This window comes from Lacinutrix sp. MEBiC02595, from assembly GCF_053601555.1.
The window spans coordinates 645,187-663,191 of record NZ_JBSHNU010000243.1 but is presented as its reverse complement, the minus strand read 5'-3'; the positions used below and the strand labels follow the sequence as shown (position 1 = coordinate 663,191).

At 33.1% G+C, this 18,005-nt stretch carries 20 protein-coding genes; 16 read left to right on the top strand and 4 right to left on the bottom strand.

The features are described 5' to 3' along the window. Positions 1-103: 103 nt before the first annotated feature. Positions 104-448, bottom strand: coding sequence for a DUF983 domain-containing protein (locus ACVCZW_RS16600; RefSeq protein ID WP_452230809.1), 345 nt, complete (start codon positions 446-448; stop codon positions 104-106). A 95-nt stretch (positions 449-543) separates the two neighbouring features. Between ACVCZW_RS16600 and ACVCZW_RS16595 the strand changes: the two genes are divergently transcribed. Together ACVCZW_RS16595 and ACVCZW_RS16590 are read left to right on the top strand one after the other, a co-directional pair. Further along, a complete protein-coding gene (locus tag ACVCZW_RS16595; protein WP_452232953.1) occupies positions 544-1,419 on the top strand; it encodes a helix-turn-helix domain-containing protein in 876 nt (291 codons plus the stop codon). 66 nt (positions 1,420-1,485) lie between these two features. Beyond that, the gene (locus ACVCZW_RS16590; RefSeq protein ID WP_452232952.1) at positions 1,486-2,091 is read left to right on the top strand and encodes a hypothetical protein; all 606 of its coding nucleotides are present in this window, start codon (positions 1,486-1,488) and stop codon (positions 2,089-2,091) included. Here ACVCZW_RS16590 and ACVCZW_RS16585 read toward each other — a convergent pair. Then, positions 2,068-2,742 carry a methyltransferase gene (locus ACVCZW_RS16585; protein WP_452232951.1) on the bottom strand — a complete coding sequence of 225 codons (675 nt, stop codon included), beginning with the start codon at positions 2,740-2,742 and terminating at the stop codon, positions 2,068-2,070. The two genes, ACVCZW_RS16590 and ACVCZW_RS16585, sit on opposite strands and share 24 nt — an antisense overlap. Positions 2,743-2,921: 179 nt before the next feature. Between ACVCZW_RS16585 and ACVCZW_RS16580 the strand changes: the two genes are divergently transcribed. The 8 genes from ACVCZW_RS16580 to ACVCZW_RS16545 all read left to right on the top strand — a co-directional run bounded on the left by ACVCZW_RS16580 (position 2,922) and on the right by ACVCZW_RS16545 (position 8,444). Next, positions 2,922-3,485, top strand: coding sequence for a TetR/AcrR family transcriptional regulator (locus tag ACVCZW_RS16580; protein WP_452232950.1), 564 nt, complete (start codon positions 2,922-2,924; stop codon positions 3,483-3,485). Positions 3,486-3,560: 75 nt separating this feature from the next. After that, positions 3,561-4,109 carry a carboxymuconolactone decarboxylase family protein gene (locus tag ACVCZW_RS16575; protein WP_452232949.1) on the top strand — a complete coding sequence of 183 codons (549 nt, stop codon included), beginning with the start codon at positions 3,561-3,563 and terminating at the stop codon, positions 4,107-4,109. An 86-nt stretch (positions 4,110-4,195) separates the two neighbouring features. Next, positions 4,196-4,510, top strand: coding sequence for an EthD family reductase (locus tag ACVCZW_RS16570; RefSeq protein WP_452232948.1), 315 nt, complete (start codon positions 4,196-4,198; stop codon positions 4,508-4,510). A gap of 24 nt (positions 4,511-4,534) precedes the next feature. Then, positions 4,535-5,206: a hypothetical protein gene (locus tag ACVCZW_RS16565; RefSeq protein WP_452232947.1), complete on the top strand. Its 672-nt coding sequence runs from the start codon at positions 4,535-4,537 to the stop codon at positions 5,204-5,206. A 47-nt stretch (positions 5,207-5,253) separates the two neighbouring features. After that, positions 5,254-5,910, top strand: a complete 657-nt coding sequence (locus ACVCZW_RS16560; RefSeq protein ID WP_452232946.1) for a DsbA family oxidoreductase — start codon at positions 5,254-5,256, stop codon at positions 5,908-5,910. Positions 5,911-5,937: 27 nt separating this feature from the next. Further along, positions 5,938-6,603: a peroxiredoxin-like family protein gene (locus tag ACVCZW_RS16555; RefSeq protein WP_452232945.1), complete on the top strand. Its 666-nt coding sequence runs from the start codon at positions 5,938-5,940 to the stop codon at positions 6,601-6,603. Positions 6,604-6,630: 27 nt separating this feature from the next. After that, a complete protein-coding gene (locus tag ACVCZW_RS16550) occupies positions 6,631-7,707 on the top strand; it encodes an L-dopachrome tautomerase-related protein (protein ID WP_452232944.1) in 1,077 nt (358 codons plus the stop codon). 53 nt (positions 7,708-7,760) lie between these two features. Next, entirely contained in the window at positions 7,761-8,444 is a 684-nt protein-coding gene (locus tag ACVCZW_RS16545; protein WP_452232943.1) for a haloacid dehalogenase type II, read from the top strand. 31 nt (positions 8,445-8,475) lie between these two features. Here ACVCZW_RS16545 and ACVCZW_RS16540 read toward each other — a convergent pair whose 3' ends face one another. Further along, a complete protein-coding gene (locus tag ACVCZW_RS16540) occupies positions 8,476-8,835 on the bottom strand; it encodes a YraN family protein (RefSeq protein WP_452230797.1) in 360 nt (119 codons plus the stop codon). Positions 8,836-9,071: 236 nt separating this feature from the next. Further along, a complete protein-coding gene (locus ACVCZW_RS16535; protein WP_452232942.1) occupies positions 9,072-10,103 on the bottom strand; it encodes a S66 peptidase family protein in 1,032 nt (343 codons plus the stop codon). Between the two features lie 58 nt (positions 10,104-10,161). Here ACVCZW_RS16535 and metG point away from each other — a divergent pair, with 58 nt between their 5' ends. The 6 genes from metG to ACVCZW_RS16505 all read left to right on the top strand — a co-directional run bounded on the left by metG (position 10,162) and on the right by ACVCZW_RS16505 (position 17,957). Then, the gene (metG, locus tag ACVCZW_RS16530; RefSeq protein ID WP_452230795.1) at positions 10,162-12,222 is read left to right on the top strand and encodes a methionine--tRNA ligase; all 2,061 of its coding nucleotides are present in this window, start codon (positions 10,162-10,164) and stop codon (positions 12,220-12,222) included. 1 nt (position 12,223) lies between these two features. After that, the gene (locus ACVCZW_RS16525) at positions 12,224-13,660 is read left to right on the top strand and encodes a hypothetical protein (protein WP_452232941.1); all 1,437 of its coding nucleotides are present in this window, start codon (positions 12,224-12,226) and stop codon (positions 13,658-13,660) included. A gap of 32 nt (positions 13,661-13,692) precedes the next feature. Next, on the top strand, positions 13,693-14,160 hold the full coding sequence (locus ACVCZW_RS16520; protein ID WP_452232940.1) for a hypothetical protein: 468 nt from the start codon (positions 13,693-13,695) through the stop codon (positions 14,158-14,160). 399 nt (positions 14,161-14,559) lie between these two features. Further along, positions 14,560-15,030, top strand: a complete 471-nt coding sequence (locus tag ACVCZW_RS16515) for a lipocalin family protein (RefSeq protein ID WP_452230792.1) — start codon at positions 14,560-14,562, stop codon at positions 15,028-15,030. Positions 15,031-15,036: 6 nt separating this feature from the next. Beyond that, positions 15,037-15,741: an OmpA family protein gene (locus tag ACVCZW_RS16510; RefSeq protein WP_452230791.1), complete on the top strand. Its 705-nt coding sequence runs from the start codon at positions 15,037-15,039 to the stop codon at positions 15,739-15,741. A gap of 89 nt (positions 15,742-15,830) precedes the next feature. Continuing rightward, the gene (locus tag ACVCZW_RS16505) at positions 15,831-17,957 is read left to right on the top strand and encodes a Tex family protein (protein WP_452232939.1); all 2,127 of its coding nucleotides are present in this window, start codon (positions 15,831-15,833) and stop codon (positions 17,955-17,957) included. Positions 17,958-18,005 lie beyond the last annotated feature (48 nt).

Sequence of the window (18,005 nt, the reverse complement as noted above, 5' to 3'; positions counted from 1 at the left end):
AATTGTCGAGAATATATAATTTAAATTAAAAAAAGGGAAACTGCATAAGATTATGTAGCTTCCCTTTTTCTTTAAAATATACTTACGAAATATTCAATTTGGACTAATAAAACATATAGATCCAAATAGATCTTGAAATTCTATAATTAACAGCACCCAGTAAAAAGGCGATTAAAGTAATAATCAAAAATACGCGTATTGGAGACAAATCAATAAAAGACCAAAACACAATAAGGCTTGCTATCATTTGCGCTACAGCAAGCGCATAACTCACAAACATAGCCCCAAAAAAGAAACCTGGTTCTCTTTCAAATTTAAAATCACATTCGCTACACCTAGCGCTCATTTTCGGGATCTTAAACAATAACAAACTACCTCTATTATTAAAGATATTTCCTTTTTTACAATTGGGACATTTACAATTTAATGCATTTAAAACTACGCTCATAATCTATAAATTAATGATACCACAAAATTAGAAGAATAAAACCTTAATAATCCTATAGAATAATCGCCATTTTTTGTACTTTTAGGACATTTACTATGAAGATACCCGTTTTAAAAATTGATGAGTTTCAAAAATCAAAGCCATTAAAAGATTTGTATATCAATTCTTTTTCTAGCCATATAGAAAGGAACAAGAACTTAATTAACAAACCACACAGCCATAATTTCTATCTCTGTGTTCTCTTTACGGAAGGAACTGGAACACATGAAATTGATTTTAATTCTTATACTATAAACCCAGGGAAAGTTTTCTTTTTAAAACCTGGGCAAACACATTTCTGGAAATTTGATACAAAACCAGAAGGCTATATCTTTTTCCATTCGCAAGCATTTTACGACATGAAGTTTTTAGATCATACGCTACATTCGTTTCCTTTTTTTTATTCTTATCAAAACCCGCCTTTATTAGAAGTACCTCCAGAAAAAAGACAGGAATTACAATTAAAATTTCAAGAGGCCTATACCGAATACCAACAAGACAATCTTTTAAAAGAGCTAAAAATAGTAAACCTTATAAATAGTATTTATATAGAATTAACACGAGCATACACAGCAGATATAAATATAGAAAAGCTTGTTTCTCCCAGCTATTCTATATTACTAGAAAACTTAGAAACTGCGATAAACACGCATTTCTATACCGAGAAACTACCAAAATTTTATGCTGATAAATTAAATATAACAACAAAGCACCTCAATAGAGTAGTAAGGCAAACCATAAATAAAACCACAAGTCAGCTAATTTCGGAAAGAATAGTACTAGAATCTAAAAGACTGATCGTGCACTCCAATAATAATTTAGCCAATGTTGCAAATACATTAGAGTTTTCGGATTACGCCTATTTTTCAAAATTTTTTAAAGCTAAAACCGGAGAAACACCAATACATTTCAGGAAGAAATATTTTCATTAAAATTCTAACTATTTAATGCCTTCCTATTTTACTATCTTAGTTTCCTGAAAAATCAGTAACAGTTACATGCTTTACATCAAATTTAATATCCAGAACGCTTCTAAATATTTAGATTTTCAAAAATTATATGCGCATATGGTTAAAACTAGAGAACCTGGTTTTAATTTTCAAGACGATGAAAGCGCACCAGAAATGGATTGGGATAGTATGAAAAATGAAGAGGAGATGGATGAGGCAGTAAAAGAACTAAATGATTATTTAGACCAAAAACCAGAATTTCATAGATATCACGAGAAAATTCCTAATTATGCAAATGATTTTCTAGAAAGCTATTTACAATATGACAATGAAAAATCGGGATATCTAGGCGAGTTTGATCCGATTTCCATTTTTAATTATTTAGAATGCGGATTTGAAGTAGATTTGGACAGTCTAGAAAAGCATAATGAAAAATACGGAATAGTAAGATTCTCTACAGGAAACTATCCTTTTGGTGGGTTAGAACGTTTTTTTATAACCTTAAAAGCATACGAAATAATTCCTTTAGAATGTTATGATGGTTTTACTACCAACCAAATAAAATGGCTCAATAATTTTGAATACAAGGAAACGGAATTTCCTAAGAGAAATAAAGGGATCTTTAAGTTTCTAAACTTTATAAATGGTCGTTAAAATAATGCCTTTATTATCGTTTAAAACAACAGACAATACTTGTTTTTCTTCTTGTACTTTAAAATGAAATGGAGCAGATAACACATCTAAACCACTTTGTTTTTTTAGCCGGATTCCTTGCCCGGAAATAATAGCTGCATTAGGAATAAAATCACCTTCCGGTACATGTTCTGTTATAATCACATATTTAAATTCACTTAACTTATATAGTATTTTTTGCACCTCAGCATTCGAGAGATGCTGTAATACTTGTCGTAATAAAACACAGTCTCCAGAAGGCAAATCGTCGACTGCAATATCCAAACAATGGAACTCTAAATGATCTGCTGTAAATTCTTTTTTATTATGTTTTATAAGATCGGAAACAATATCCACAGCAATATACTTTTTGGTATGCTTCACCAATTCTTTGCCTACATTAAAATCGCCACAGCCTAAATCGCAAACCACAAGCGGCGATTTAAAAGAGGTTAAAAAGGAAGTTATAACATCTATATACGGATTTACAATATTCGCATCATGCGATCCTACACCAGAATAAAAATCAGAAGAATTACTTCCCCAAAGATTCCTTTCATAAACCTGTTCCATGGCATCTTTAGTTGGCCACGGCAGCTTTCTTTTTTTAGATTTATTTTCCTCGTTATTCATGAATATCTTATTGGTCTCTACAAATTATAAAGGCATCCTTATAGGTATCAAAGTGCAAAACTAAAACATTCCTTTTCAAGCAAACTATAAATAAAAGTTAAAACGTTTTTTTATTACTAAACGATTGGTTAGTTTTGTCGTGTAATTAGAAAACACTTCCGTTTTCACGGAAAGCAAACATGGCCAGAAAGAAACAATATAAAGAACAAGAAGTAGTAGAAAAAGCGATGCACCTTTTCTGGAAAAATGGCTATGAAACTACATCGATGCACATGCTTGAAAAAGAAATGGGCATTAACAAGTTCTCTATATATTCTAGTTTTGGCAACAAACATGGTTTGTTTTTAGAAAGCTTAAATCTTTATAAGTCTAAAGTAAGTGCTATTTTACAAAAGCTAAAAAACGGAACAAATGGTGTTGCAGATATAAAACAATTCTTTTATGATTCTGTAAGTTCCAATTTTAAAACCGACGAAATAAAAGGTTGTTTTGTAACCAATACGTATAACGAGTTTTCTGAAAAAGAAGATGAATGTATCACTTTACAAATGAATACATTTATGGATAATTTAAAATCCATCATTATAGAAAAATTACAAATGGATGCTACAAAAGATGCGCAAACGATAGCAAAACAAGCGAATTATTTATTATTAGCAAAACATGGTTTAGCAGCAGCATCTAGAGTAAACACAAAACAAGAAATGGAAGATTATATAGAAATGACTTTCGAAAATATTTAAAACTTTTTTTTTAAACAATAACTAAACGAACGTTTAGATAAAATTAACATTTACAATACATAAAAAATAAAAATTATGACAACTTTAAAAATTCACAATATCGAGTCTGCTCCAGCTGAAGCAAAACCATTATTAGAAGATTCTCAAAAAGCTTACGGAATGATCCCTGGTTTACACGGTGTATTAGCTGCCTCACCTCAATTATTGAAGGCATACCAAGATTTACACCAATTATTTACAGAAACATCTTTTAATAATGATGAGCTTACTGTAGTATGGCAAACAATTAACGTAGAGCACGCTTGCCATTACTGTGTACCTGCACATACAGGTATCGCTAAAATGATGAAAGTTGATGATGCTATTATTAATGCTTTACGTGATGAAACTCCTCTAGCAGATGCAAAATTAGAGGCATTACGCACGTTAACATTATCTATAACACGTAATCGTGGTAACGTATCTCAAGAAGATTTAGAAGCATTTTACACAGCTGGATATGGCGAGCAACAAGTATTAGAGATTATTTTAGGATTATCTCAAAAAGTAATTAGTAATTACACAAACCACATCGCAAACACACCTGTAGATGAAGCTTTCCAAAAATTTGCTTGGAAAAAATAAAAATGTAGTCCCTAAAACTGCAGATTAATAGCTGTAAGCCTTCCTCTTTTTTTGAGGAAGGTTTATTAATTTTATAAAAAAAAATTATGATAAAAGTATCCGTAATGTATCCAAACGGCAAAGATGTACAGTTTGATGCAACATATTATAAAACAAAACATTTACCAATGATCGTAGATGCTCTTGGTAGCGCTTTAAAAGGTTTAGAATTAGATTTAGGATTGGCTAGCAGAGTTCCTGGTGAACCTGCTCCTTATGTTGCCATCGCACATTTAAAATTTGATAGTGTAGCCGCTTTTCAAGAGTCTTTTGGACCTCATGCCGAAACCTTTGCAGCAGATATAAAAAACTATAGCAATGTAAAAGGAGAACTTCAAATTAGTGAATTGGTTACCTTTTAAAACAGAAACCCAAACGGTGTATTAATGAAAATTAAAGAGGAAACTATAACACATATAGCAAACAAGAGCTTCCAAACAGTTTTTAGAACTACTACGAAAGCACATGGCTTTATGCACTTAGTTTTCAGTAAAAAAGAAATAACACCTTATCAATTTAGGTCTATTATGATAGATCTAAAAAAAGAACTATCAAAACTTAGTGTTTCAAAATTCAACAAAAAACTAAGCTATCATTGGCTTGTACGTTTTGATCAGCAGGTAAACACACCTTTTCATGTAGACAATGCTGCAGACCAATCTATTTTAATGTTGGGTTACGAACCTAGTGCCATTAAAAGTGAATTGCATTTGGCAGATTATCATGCTTATGCGAATAAAGCATTTAAAACGCCTGAAGATTATTTTAATAAATTTACGCCTGTTTTTAAAGAGAAAGAGGATGTATTACAACCTTTCATTTCAAAAATAAAATCTGTAGATAATGATCATTATTCTATTGTTATACTTAATAACAGCAGTCCAAAAGCTAATGTCGGTACTTTAGGTTTGTTTCATAAAGCTTTAATTATTAAGGAGGATTTAAGCAAAAGTAGAATCGTTAATTCTATGGTTTTAAATCTTGTGTCAAAAGATAAAATCACAGAAGATCAACAAAAGGAAAACGACTTTCTAAACATTAATCTAATCAGCAAATAGATTAGCGTAATAGAAATCAATATAAAATTCAATTAAAAAACAAAGTTATGGCAAATAAATTAAAAATAGATATCGTTTCCGATGTGGTGTGTCCATGGTGTACCATTGGTTACAAACGTTTGGAAAAAGCAATCCAAGAACTTGGTGTTCAAGATCAAATTGAAATAGAATGGCAACCATTTGAGTTAAACCCGAATATGCCAGCTGAAGGTCAAAATGTAAATGAGCATATTACAGAAAAATATGGTTCTACTACAGAGCAACAAAACCAATCGAAGCAAATGATGACGGAAGCTGGTGCAGAATTAGGTTTTAAATTCGATTATTTTGATGAAATGCGTATGGTGAACACTTTTGACGCGCACGTTTTATTAGAATATGCTAAAGACTTCGGAAAACAAACCGAACTAAAAATGGCATTGACTACAGCTTTTTTTAGCGATAGAAAAGATGTGTCTAAAAAAGATGTTTTAAAAGAAGTGCTTTTAAGTGTTGGTCTTCCTGCTGACGAAGCTTTAACCAAATTAGATATTGAAGAAGCACGTTTAGAAGTAAGAACGAAACAAGACTATTGGAAAAACATGGGTGTAAACTCTGTACCAACTATTGTTTTTAATCGTAAAAGTGCCGTTACAGGAGCACAACCTGTAGACACTTTTAAACAAGTTTTAACCGAATTAATTAAAGAACAACAATCGGTTTAATACAACCCATTGTTTAAAACACAACCCATGGACAACAATAAAAACACTGGAGAATTAGACGTTTTATTAGATAAAGTACGTCAAGCTGGTGCTGCCAAATTTACCGACGAAAAGAAACAAATATATGCCGACGGCATTGCAAGTGTTGCTAAATCTGGCGTACTAGATACTGCCTTAAATGTTGGTGACAAAGCACCCAATTTCACTTTAAAAAACGCCTTAAACGAAGCGGTTACATTATGCGATGCACTTAAAAACGGACCAGTAGTTTTAACATGGTATCGAGGTGGTTGGTGTCCGTATTGCAATATCACATTGCACGCTTTACAAGAAAAATTACCTGAATTTAAGAACGAAGGCGCTACACTTTTAGCTTTAACTCCAGAATTACCGGATAATTCCTTGAGTACTTCCGAAAAAAACAATTTAGAATTCACCGTTTTAAGTGATGTAGGAAACACTATTGCAAAAGAATATGGTGTAGTTTACACATTAACAGAAGACGTCGCTTCTATGTACAACGCTGGTTTTGGTTTAAACAAGGTAAATGGAGATACTAGTAATACCTTACCTTTAGCTGCCACTTATGTTATTGATATTAACGGAATTATTACGTATGCTTTTTTAGATGCAGATTATACAGCGCGTGCGGAACCTTCAGAAATAGTATCTGCTTTACACAAGTTAAAATAATGTATTTTTATTAAGAAAAACAAAACAATGAAAAATTTCAGCTACATCCTTATCCTTTCTGTTTTACTGCTTTCTTGTAAAGAAAAAACAGAAAATAAAGTGGAAACCACACCTGTTACGGTGCAAAACGAAACTCCAAAAGTGACACAAATAACTGCTTTTAAAGGGCAGCAAGTAACCGGAATTTCGATAAGTAATGCAGGTCGTATTTTTGTAAACTTTCCAAGATGGAGAAAAGGCGTTAAAAATGCTGTAGCAGAAATTACAAATGGTACAAACGCTCCTTTTCCAAATGAAGCATGGAACTCTTGGAAAATAGGAGACAAAATAGAAATCAATAAATTTGTTGGGGTACAATCGGTAGTTGTTTATGACCACCTTATCTATGTTTTAGATACTAGAAGTCCCCTTTTTCAAGAAGTTGTAGATGCACCTAGAATTTTTGTTTTTGATATAAACACCAAAAAACTAGAGCATACTTATATTTTGAACAAAGACGCTTATCATCCTAATTCTTACATAAACGATTTACGTCTTGACAAAAAGAATAACAAAATCTACTTCACAGATTCTGGTAATTCTGGATTAGTCATTTTAGATTTAAAAACGGAAAAGTTCACTAGAGTTTTAGACAACCATTCTTCCACAGCAGCAGAAGTAGATTTTTTAACTTTTGAAAATAAGAAATGGACAAATACTGTAAATTCCGATGGAATTGCTTTAGATACCAAGAACGATAAGCTATATTATCACGCACTTTCAGGATATAGTTTATACAGCATCCCCACAAAAGCACTGACTTTAGACAATGAGAAAGATATTGAAAACGCAGTAACTTTGGAAGCTAAAACGGCTGCACCCGACGGAATGATTTTTGACGAAAACGGAAACTTATATTATGCCGATTTAGAACATAACAAAATCAAGTATCGCAAACCAGATGGTAGTATACATACTTTAGTGGAAGGTGACACCATAAAATGGGCAGATACCTTTAGCATATACGATGGTTATCTATATTTCACCAACTCTAGGATTAATGAGGTAACTGCAGATATTTCTGAAATGGAATTTACCATTAATAAAATTGCATTAGCAAATTAGTTCTTGATGCTTCTAGAGTAAACCGAAAGTAAAATATTACATATCTTCATAAAATGAAAACCAAACCTAAAGTATTATTCTTTGATGTAAACGAAACCCTTTTAGATCTCACCGCTATGAAAAAACAGGTTGGAGCCGCTTTAGGCGGAAAAGAGGACTTGCTATCTTTATGGTTTACAACGATGTTACAATATTCGTTAGTGGTTTCCGCAAGCGGACAATACAAACCTTTTGGTCATATTGGTGCTGCTGCTCTGCAAATGGTGGCTGCAAATAATGATATTCTAATTTCTGAAGATGAAGCAAGAAAAATTGTTGCAAATGCCATGCAGAATTTACCGCCGCATCCAGAAGTTAAGGATGCCTTAGCAGTATTAAAAAAGGAAGGATATACTTTGGTAGCACTTACTAATTCGGACACAGAAAGCTTAAAAAACAAATTTGAAAACGTAGGTTTAACACCTTATTTTGATGCATTATTAAGTATTGAGTCTGTTGGTAAATTCAAGCCTTTTACCGATGTTTATGATTGGGCAGCCCATAAAATGAACGTAAAACCAGAAGAATGTATGCTTATTGCTGCACATGGTTGGGATGTTGCTGGCGCACTTTGGGCTGACTGGAGAGCTGCATTTATTAGCAGACCTCGACAACAAGCATTTCCATTAGCTCCTAAAACGGAGATTAGCGAAACCGATTTGCAAAAGGTTGCTACTATTCTTATTTCGTATACCTAAAGGATGAAAAGAAGTTTCATTTCCGTAGTATTTAGAAATGATAAAAAGCATTTTCTAAATGCTCTATTTCAAATTTGTTTCTGGTTTTAACGATAGCTATAATATCAAAACGCACTTCCACATCTAGTTTATTAGTGGTTACATAATGGTCCACTGCTTTAACTATTCGCTGTATTTGTTTCGGTTTTAAAAAATCTTGCGGATTCCCAAAATCGATAGTAGATCTGGTTTTTACTTCTACAATAGCAAGTGTATCTTTTTGCCTGGCAATAATATCTACTTCGGCTTTTTGAAATCGGTAATTGCGTTCCATAATTGCATACCCGTTTTGCAATAGAAAATCTACTGCAAGCTGTTCTCCTTTTTCACCAAGTTCGTTATGTTGTGCCATGTTCACTTCCCACGAAAGTGGGAATCTCTTCTAATTTATTATTATACAGGCAGGAATCTCTTCAAGCCAGCTAAATTTAATTTCACGAAAGTGGGAACCTCCTCTAATTTATTATTATACAGGCAGAAATCTCATCCTTCTTCCTATTCCTATTATTTCATTTTTCTGTCATTCCGCACTAGATGCGGAATCCATATTAAAAAGGCATCCTAAATCTACTTCCGGATAACAAATTTTTACTCTTCAAAAACAACCGTACTTTTATCTTTCCCTACAGTTATCGTAGCATTTCTACCCAAAATCAATGCGCGGTTATCCTTTTCATGACCAGCAGGAACATTAAAAACGACAGGGAAATCATATTCCGCTAAAACATCTAAAATAAGTTGCTCAACCGAAGTTCCCCAAGGAGTTGTATTCTTCCGCATCTTACTCATATCTCCAACCATAACGCCTTTACAGTTTTCAAAATAACCAGCACGTTTTAAACTTTGCAGCATTCTATCAATATGGTATTTGTATTCACCGATTTCTTCAATAAATAAAATTTTATCCGTAGTATCGATACTCGTATTAGAACCTAACATAGTGTGTAAAATGGTCAAGTTTCCACCTACAACTGGAGCAGTAACCGTTCCTGTTTTATTATAGGAAGAACCTTTTAAAGTATATGCAATCGGCTTCCCAAAAAGTGCATCTTTAAAAGTAGCCACACTTTCTTTTATATCGCCTAAATCTTTCGTTAAACTTACACACATTAATGCATGCAAAGATTGAAATCCTTCGTTATGCACTTGGTTGTGTAGTGCTGTAATATCGCTATATCCAATAATCCATTTCGGATTTTCCTTAAACGTAGTATAGTCTAATTTATCTAAAATCCGTACCGTTCCATAACCGCCTCGCGCACTCCAAATAGCACTAATTGTTGGGTCGTCTAATGCTTTCTGAAAATCTTCACAACGTTCTGCATCGGTTCCTGCAAAGTGATTGTCTTTACTAAAAACGTGTTTTCCAACAACCACATGCAAACCCCAACTTTTAAGTAAAGCCTTTGCTTGTTCCACTTCACCAATTCTGTTTTTAAGTATTCCCGAAGGTGCAACAATAGCAACAGTATCTCCTGCTTTTAAATAATCTGGTTGTATCAAATTCGTAGTGTTTTTAATGCTTCCATTTTGTGCGGTAAGTGATACCATTCCGAAGAATAAAAACACACAAAACAATTGTAAAAAGATTCCTTTTCTAGTCATAATGTAAATGTACATTTTTTTTCTAAATCCCTCTTAAAAAGCGTACTTTTGTGGCTTCAAAAAGAAATTTACAATGTCAAAAAGATATACTATTACTGCTGCTTTACCATATACTAACGGTCCAATTCATATTGGTCATTTAGCTGGTGTTTATGTGCCCGCAGATATTTATGCGCGTTTTATGCGTTTAACAGGAAACGATGTTGCTTTTATTTGTGGAAGCGATGAACATGGAGTTCCTATTACTATTAAAGCGAAAAAAGAAGGCGTAACGCCACAAGACATTGTAGATAAATACCACGCTATTATTAAGCAATCTTTTGAAGACTTCGGAATTACTTTCGATAACTACTCACGTACTACTGCGAAGATTCATCACGATACAGCATCTGAATTTTTCACAACTTTGTATGACAAAAATGAATTTGTTGAAGAAATCACAGAGCAATTATACGATGCGGAAGCTAATCAGTTTTTAGCAGATCGATTTGTAGTTGGTACTTGTCCGAAATGTGGATTTGAAGAAAGTTATGGCGACCAATGTGAAAACTGCGGAACTAGTCATAATGCAACCGATTTAATAAACCCAAAATCGGCAATCACAGGAAATGTACCAAGTTTAAAACAAACCAAACACTGGTTTTTACCTTTAAACAAACATGAAGAGTTTTTAAGAGAATGGATTCTAAAAGGACATAAAAAGGATTGGAAACCGAATGTTTACGGACAAGTAAAATCATGGATTGATGATGGTTTACGTCCGCGAGCAGTAACCAGAGATTTAGATTGGGGAATTCCTGTACCTCTTGAAGGAGCAGAAGGAAAAGTACTTTACGTTTGGTTTGATGCTCCAATTGGATACATCTCGTCTACCAAAGAATGGGCAGCACGAGTTGGTAAAGATTGGGAACCATATTGGAAAGACAAAGACACTAAATTAGTCCATTTTATAGGTAAAGACAATATTGTATTTCATTGTATTATTTTTCCAGCAATGCTAAAAGCGGAAGGTTCTTATATTTTACCAGATAATGTACCAGCAAACGAGTTTTTAAATCTAGAGGGTAAAAAGCTTTCTACTTCTAAAAATTGGGCGGTTTGGTTACCAGAATATTTAGAAGATTTCCCGAATCAGCAAGACGTATTGCGTTATGCATTAACCGCAAACGCTCCAGAAAGTAAGGATAACGATTTTACTTGGAAAGATTTTCAAGCGAGAAACAATAACGAATTAGTGGCCATTTTTGGAAACTTTATTAACCGCGTAGTTGTTTTAACGAATAAATATTACGAAGGAATTGTTCCAGAACCAGCTGATTTTTCAGAAATAGACCAAGAAACACTTGCTGCAATTAAAGCATATCCAAATGTAATTTCTAGCTCTATTGAAAGATATCGATTTAGAGAAGCAGGACAAGAATTAATGAATCTTGCTCGATTAGGAAACAAATATTTAGCAGACGAAGAACCTTGGAAGGTTATTAAATTAGACGAAGCACGCACAAAAACGATTATGTATGTTGCACTGCAAATAGCTTCCGCTTTAGCGACATTAAGCGAACCATTTTTACCGTTTACTTCCACAAAATTAAAAGGAATACTTAATAGCACATCTAGTGAAAATGAAACGTCTTGGGATGAAGTTTCTACCAAAGAAATCTTACTTCCAGCTGGACATAAAATAGGAAAAGCAGAATTACTTTTCTCCAAAATTGAAGATGAAGAAATTCAGAAACAATTAGACAAATTAGAAGCTAGCAAAAAAGCTAATGAAATAGCAAATGCAGTGGTAGAACCACAAAAAGAAACGATAGATTTTGAAGATTTTACAAAATTAGATATTCGTGTTGGTACTATTTTAGAAGCCGAAAAAATGCCAAAAGCAAAAAAGCTTTTAGTACTTAAAGTAGACACAGGAATTGATGTAAGAACCATCGTTTCTGGTATTGCAGAAAGCTTTACAGCAGAAGAAGTTGTTGGTAAAAAAGTAACTGTTTTAGTAAACCTTGCTCCTAGAGCATTACGTGGTGTAGAAAGTCAGGGAATGATTTTAATGACCGAAACGCCCGATGGTAAATTGGTATTTGTAAATCCCGATGATGCAAATGTTAGCAATGGGTTACATATTAGTTAAGATGAAAAAAATTCTTTTATTCTTTTATTTACTTAGCGTATCGATTACGTCCATTGCACAAGAAAATTGGCTAGAATTAGTAATTAATAATCCGTTATCTGAAGAAAGGATAAAAGAAGTTATCCCTATTACAAACACTAAAACTGGTGATTTAGCACTTTTTTATAAAACAAGATCTGGTTTATTATGCTATTTGTTTAACAATAAGCAAGAACTAACAAACACATTTGCAGTCGATACGCTTCCCGATAAATCGGATATTTTTATTGGTGAAGTTACTTCAGATAATAAAATTTACAATCTGTTTTTCACCAATTCTAATGGAAACAAATTAGGGAGCATTCAAATTAATTTTCAAACAGAAAGTGCTCTCACTAATAATAACTTTGAGCTTCCTAAAAAAGAAAAAGTAATTCAATTTGTGAATCACGAAGGTGGTTTATTCCTAGTGACTTCCTTAAAAAAATCGTCCATATTAAAACTATATACTTTTAATATACATGGAAAAGCTAAATCTCAAGTTGCCGATTTTTCCAATGAAATTTTCGAAAACGACAATGGACTTAGTAAAAAATTTCACGATTTAATCTTTCAAGGCTCAGAGCAAAAAACCATTGCATATATCACGAACAACTCGCCCAATTCTTTAGAAACTACTTCGGCTAAAACCAAATTATATTTAAATGAAAACACATTACGATTAACAAATAATCTTTTTAATAAGAATACATTTATTGTTGATTTCAATATTAAAGAACACGCGCACAAACTAACAGTATTAGAAAACCAAGACTTTATTAAAAAGCAAACAGGAGCAAATACAAACTCCTATATACTAGATGATTATTTTTTTAGAGTATACGCAACAACAGAAAAGTTAAACCTCGCTATTTATAACTTAAAAACAAACACACTACAAAAAGAGTTCGTAATTAACAAAGGAGAACCTATCTCTTTTAAAAACACACCAATCATTCAAGAAGGCGGAGAATTTGATACGTATAGAGAATTAGAAAAAACGTCAAAGTTTTTACGCAAAATAGTGTATTCTAATGTAGGTATTATAGCCTATAAGATAAATGACAATTATGTTTTAACTCTTGGTGCTAGCAAAGACGTTTCTTCAGGAAATTTAGCAATGGTTGGCGCAATGACTGGAGGTGCATTAGGCGCAATAGTTGGCGGTTTGCTTTCTACCGCATTCCAATCGTATCTTACAACAAAATCTACACGAATATTAAGTGTTTTAGACCAAAATTTCAATCACACTTCTGGTGATATCCCTGTAAATAGTTTTGATAAAATTGATACATTTATTGTAAATAAAAGCGGAAAAGAAAACGCACTTCAAACGATCTTCAAATACCAAGACATAACCATATGGGGTTCATACAATAAGACCAATAAAATATATACGTTTACAAAATTTAGAAACTAATACTTCATTTTAAAAATTATAAAAACGTTAAAATGAAAAATTTAATCCTGCTCTCTATTCTTTTATTTGTTATATCCTGTAAAACTGCAATACCTAAAAAAAAGATAGCAACGTTTAGTCTTTCCGATAGTTGGTTACTCACAAAAGTATCTTTTGTAGAACCCAACATGTATGACAAGACAATTCTCTTTAATGATGCAACAAACCTTTGTTTTAAAGATAGTCGTTGGTATTTTAATTCAAAAGACTCGGTTGGCACCTATGCAATAAATGACCTTTATTGTACTATTGGCAAGCGTAAAATTTCGTATCGATTTCTTAAAACCGAAGAAAAAACAGGGTATTCTCATATCGTTTTAAATGCAGAGAATAAAGCTGGAAAAGCGCAAGATTACAGAATTAAAATAACAGAGCTTTCCAACGATTCGATGCAATGGAATTACGTTGTGTATGTTAAAAACAAACGATATACGGTTAATATGCAATTTCAAAAAGCATAGTAAACCCATATTAATAAAAACCTCGTAGTATAGAACTTCGAGGTTTTTTTATTATATATTTCCTACCGGTTAATCCCTAACCCAATTTCTATAAAACAAATTATTACCATCTAATCAAAGAGCGCCGCATACTTCAAAAAAGTCACCTCTTATTTAATACCTGCATCTACAAATACTTCCTCAAGAATAGCAGTACTACTGTTTGTTTTACTACGGACTTATATACACATTTATTTTAGTTAAATTTTAGCCAAAACTAAGGGTTCAAAAATCTATTCACACCGCGTATCTCGTACCTTTACTAGTACTTAAATTATGGTATGCGTTATCATTTTATTGGATAATGTCATTCCCTATCTAGTATAAAATTTATATTGAAAAAAAACTTAAAACTAATTTATGAAACATTTAATACTATGCTTATTAACCGTTTGCCTCGTTTCTTGTGGCACAACGAAAACGGTTAGACAATCCAAAAAAGTAATCAAAGGCGATTGGGTAATAGATAACATTACGTACAGCGAAATAGGAACTTTTAATGTCAAACTATTGGGCGACGCTTCAAAAGAATGCTTTGAAGGTAGTACATGGAATTTCATTCCGAATAACAATACTGGAACCTACACTGTAAATAGTACCGAATGTACAGAAGGAGTAAGAAACTTTGTATTTACTATTAAAGAAATTGATGAACTAACTGGTTTATATGATTTCTTACTAAAACCTACAAACGAAAAAAACAAATCGGAAACAAATACTGGCTTCCGATTAAACCTAACTGCATTGTCGGATACGCAGATGCAGTGGAAACAAACGGTAGCTCTAGAAGGAAAACCGTTTACAATAACTATTAACTTTTCAAAACTTTAAAACCCTATGAAAAATACTATAAAAAAAACAGGAATAATACTTTTCACAATGCTTTTAGCAATTAGCTTAAGTAATTGTAAATCGGTTGAAAATGCAAACAACAAACAAAAAGGTGCTGTTATTGGAGCTACAGGTGGCGCTCTTTTAGGTGCCATTCTTGGAAACAACATAGGAAAAGGAGGCAATGGAGAACTAGGTGCGGTTATTGGCGGCGTTGTTGGTGGTGGCGCTGGTGTTCTTATTGGAAACAAAATGGATAAGCAAGCTCAAAAAATTGAAGAAGAAATCCCAGGAGCAACAGTAGAACGTATTGACGATGGTATTGTCGTTACTTTTGATGAAAACAGCGGTGTTTATTTCGCTACAGAAAAATACAATATTAATACTGCTTCCCAAGAAACTTTAAACAAACTAGTAGGTATTTTTAAAGAGTATCCTAACACAAACATATTAGTAGTAGGCCACACAGATAGCGCTGGTAATGAAGACTACAATATGACACTTTCTAAAAATAGAGCGAATGCAGTGACTAATTATTTAACGAGTCAAGGCTTAAGTTATGGTCGTTTTACAACCAATTGGTTTGGGGAATCACAACCAATGCACGACAATGCAACTGCAGAAGGTAGAGCAAAAAACAGACGTGTAAATGTGGCTATTTTGCCTAATCAAACAATGATTGATGAAGCCAATCAACAAACTGGTAATTAAAATTTTATTTACATTTGTATATATCTCGTTTTCATTGTTATTTTGAAAACGAGATTTTTTATATCCTTTTAATTTTTTCAGCATAACCAATGAGCCACTTATTACGTTTTATAATTTCCAAAACCCAATTACCAGAAACTTCAGTAAAAAATACGGTTGCACTTTTAAACGAAGACTGCACCATTCCTTTTATTTCTAGATATAGAAAAGAAGCTACTGGAAATCTAGACGAAGTACAAATTGGAGATATTGTAAAATATAAAGAGCAATTTGAAGCTTTAGAGAAACGAAAAGCAGCCATTTTAAAAGCCTTGAAGGAACAAGATGTTTTAACTTCAGAATTAGAAGTAAAAATTAAAGGTTGTACCGATTTAACCACACTGGAAGATCTATACTTACCCTATAAGAAGAAACGAAAAACCAAGGCAGAAACTGCTAGAAAAAACGGATTAGAACCTTTGGCAAAGATTATTATGAGCCAAAATGCGAACGATATAGAATCCATAGCTTATACATATATCAAAGGAGAAGTCACTTCCACCGAAGATGCTTTAGATGGCGCAAGACATATTATTGCCGAATGGATTAACGAACGTACAGATGTTAGAAATAACATTAGAAACCAGCTGGAACGTTACGCAATCATTTCCACGAAAGTGATAAAAACAAAAAAAGAGGACGAAAAAGCACAAAAATTCAGAGATTACTTTGCATGGGAAGAGTCCTTAAACAGAATTCCTTCGCATAGATTACTTGCTATTTTAAGAGCAGAATCCGAAGGGTTTATCCGCGTAAAGATCGAGATCGATAATGCACGTGCTTTACAAAAAATAGAAAATAAATTGATACGTTCACAAAATGCATGTGCGCATCAAATAGAATTAGCAATAGCCGACGCCTATAAACGCTTGCTTTTACCTTCCTTATCTAACGAAGCATTACAAAATGCAAAAGACAAAGCAGACGAATCTGCAATTACTGTTTTTGCCAAAAATTTAAAACAGTTATTATTAGGTTCTCCACTCGGACAAAAACGTGTGCTAGCCATAGATCCCGGATTTAGATCTGGATGTAAAGTGGTTTGTTTGGGTGCTCAAGGACAACTCCAACACCATGAAAACATTTATCCGCATGCGCCAAAAAACGATAGTATTGGAGCCATGAACACGATTAGCGCTTTGGCAGACACTTACAAAATGGAAGCCATTGCGATTGGAAACGGAACAGCTTCCAGGGAAACGGAAGCTTTAATTCGGAAAATTCATTTTAAAAACGACATGCAAGTATTTGTGGTTAGTGAAGCTGGCGCAAGTATTTATTCAGCTTCTAAAATTGCTCGTGAAGAATTCCCAAACTACGATGTAACCGTTAGAGGCTCGGTTTCTATTGGTAGACGTTTGCAAGATCCTTTAGCAGAACTCGTGAAAATTGACGCGAAGTCTATTGGTGTTGGACAATACCAACATGATGTAGACCAAAGTAAACTTCAAAAACAGCTAGATGTTGTAGTAGAAAACTGTGTAAATAGTGTTGGTGTAAATATTAATACGGCGAGTAAAAGTTTACTAAGTTATGTTTCTGGTATTGGACCAAAACTAGCCGAAAATATTTTTAATTACAGAAATGAAAATGGGGTGTTTTCTTCTAGAAACGAGATAAAAAAGGTACCGAGATTAGGCGGAAAAGCTTTTGAGCAAGGTGCTGCTTTTTTAAGAATAAAAGATGCTAAAAATCCGTTAGACAATTCTGCAGTACATCCTGAAAGTTATAAGGTAGTGCAAAAAATGGCGAAGGATTTAAAGGTATCTGTAGCAGAGCTAATAGGAAACACCGCTTTACTTCAGAAAATAAACGTAAAGAATTACAGCTCAGAAATCGTAGGTTTACTAACATTAGAAGATATAATAAAAGAGCTAGAAAAACCAGGCTTAGATATTAGACAAGAAGCCAAAGAATTCTCTTTTAATCAGAATATAAAAACGATTAATGACCTTGAGGAAGGTCAGTTATTACCAGGAATTGTAAATAACATTACCAATTTTGGTTGTTTTGTAGATGTTGGGATTAAAGAAAGTGGTTTGATTCATGTTTCCAATTTATCAGACAGCTTTGTAAGTGATGTGAATGCACATGTTAATTTACACCAACAGGTTATTGTAAAAGTATTAGAAGTAGATGTAGCACGAAAACGCATTCAACTAAAACTACAGAAGTAAAAAAAAGTAAAAACCGGATACGATTTAATCATCAATTATTAATTTAGT

What these genes read in the sequence shown, in the direction of transcription:
- metG (WP_452230795.1), top strand. Translation starts at nt 10,162, where the DNA reads ATGTCAAAAAGATATACTATTACTGCTGCTTTACCATATACTAACGGT.
- ACVCZW_RS16600 (WP_452230809.1), bottom strand. Translation starts at nt 448, where the DNA reads ATGAGCGTAGTTTTAAATGCATTAAATTGTAAATGTCCCAATTGTAAA.
- ACVCZW_RS16575 (WP_452232949.1), top strand. Translation starts at nt 3,561, where the DNA reads ATGACAACTTTAAAAATTCACAATATCGAGTCTGCTCCAGCTGAAGCA.
- ACVCZW_RS16570 (WP_452232948.1), top strand. Translation starts at nt 4,196, where the DNA reads ATGATAAAAGTATCCGTAATGTATCCAAACGGCAAAGATGTACAGTTT.
- ACVCZW_RS16590 (WP_452232952.1), top strand. Translation starts at nt 1,486, where the DNA reads ATGCTTTACATCAAATTTAATATCCAGAACGCTTCTAAATATTTAGAT.
- ACVCZW_RS16505 (WP_452232939.1), top strand. Translation starts at nt 15,831, where the DNA reads ATGAGCCACTTATTACGTTTTATAATTTCCAAAACCCAATTACCAGAA.
- ACVCZW_RS16540 (WP_452230797.1), bottom strand. Translation starts at nt 8,835, where the DNA reads ATGGCACAACATAACGAACTTGGTGAAAAAGGAGAACAGCTTGCAGTA.
- ACVCZW_RS16585 (WP_452232951.1), bottom strand. Translation starts at nt 2,742, where the DNA reads ATGAATAACGAGGAAAATAAATCTAAAAAAAGAAAGCTGCCGTGGCCA.
- ACVCZW_RS16595 (WP_452232953.1), top strand. Translation starts at nt 544, where the DNA reads ATGAAGATACCCGTTTTAAAAATTGATGAGTTTCAAAAATCAAAGCCA.
- ACVCZW_RS16520 (WP_452232940.1), top strand. Translation starts at nt 13,693, where the DNA reads ATGAAAAATTTAATCCTGCTCTCTATTCTTTTATTTGTTATATCCTGT.
- ACVCZW_RS16560 (WP_452232946.1), top strand. Translation starts at nt 5,254, where the DNA reads ATGGCAAATAAATTAAAAATAGATATCGTTTCCGATGTGGTGTGTCCA.
- ACVCZW_RS16550 (WP_452232944.1), top strand. Translation starts at nt 6,631, where the DNA reads ATGAAAAATTTCAGCTACATCCTTATCCTTTCTGTTTTACTGCTTTCT.
- ACVCZW_RS16555 (WP_452232945.1), top strand. Translation starts at nt 5,938, where the DNA reads ATGGACAACAATAAAAACACTGGAGAATTAGACGTTTTATTAGATAAA.
- ACVCZW_RS16535 (WP_452232942.1), bottom strand. Translation starts at nt 10,103, where the DNA reads ATGTACATTTACATTATGACTAGAAAAGGAATCTTTTTACAATTGTTT.
- ACVCZW_RS16565 (WP_452232947.1), top strand. Translation starts at nt 4,535, where the DNA reads ATGAAAATTAAAGAGGAAACTATAACACATATAGCAAACAAGAGCTTC.
- ACVCZW_RS16525 (WP_452232941.1), top strand. Translation starts at nt 12,224, where the DNA reads ATGAAAAAAATTCTTTTATTCTTTTATTTACTTAGCGTATCGATTACG.
- ACVCZW_RS16580 (WP_452232950.1), top strand. Translation starts at nt 2,922, where the DNA reads ATGGCCAGAAAGAAACAATATAAAGAACAAGAAGTAGTAGAAAAAGCG.
- ACVCZW_RS16515 (WP_452230792.1), top strand. Translation starts at nt 14,560, where the DNA reads ATGAAACATTTAATACTATGCTTATTAACCGTTTGCCTCGTTTCTTGT.
- ACVCZW_RS16510 (WP_452230791.1), top strand. Translation starts at nt 15,037, where the DNA reads ATGAAAAATACTATAAAAAAAACAGGAATAATACTTTTCACAATGCTT.
- ACVCZW_RS16545 (WP_452232943.1), top strand. Translation starts at nt 7,761, where the DNA reads ATGAAAACCAAACCTAAAGTATTATTCTTTGATGTAAACGAAACCCTT.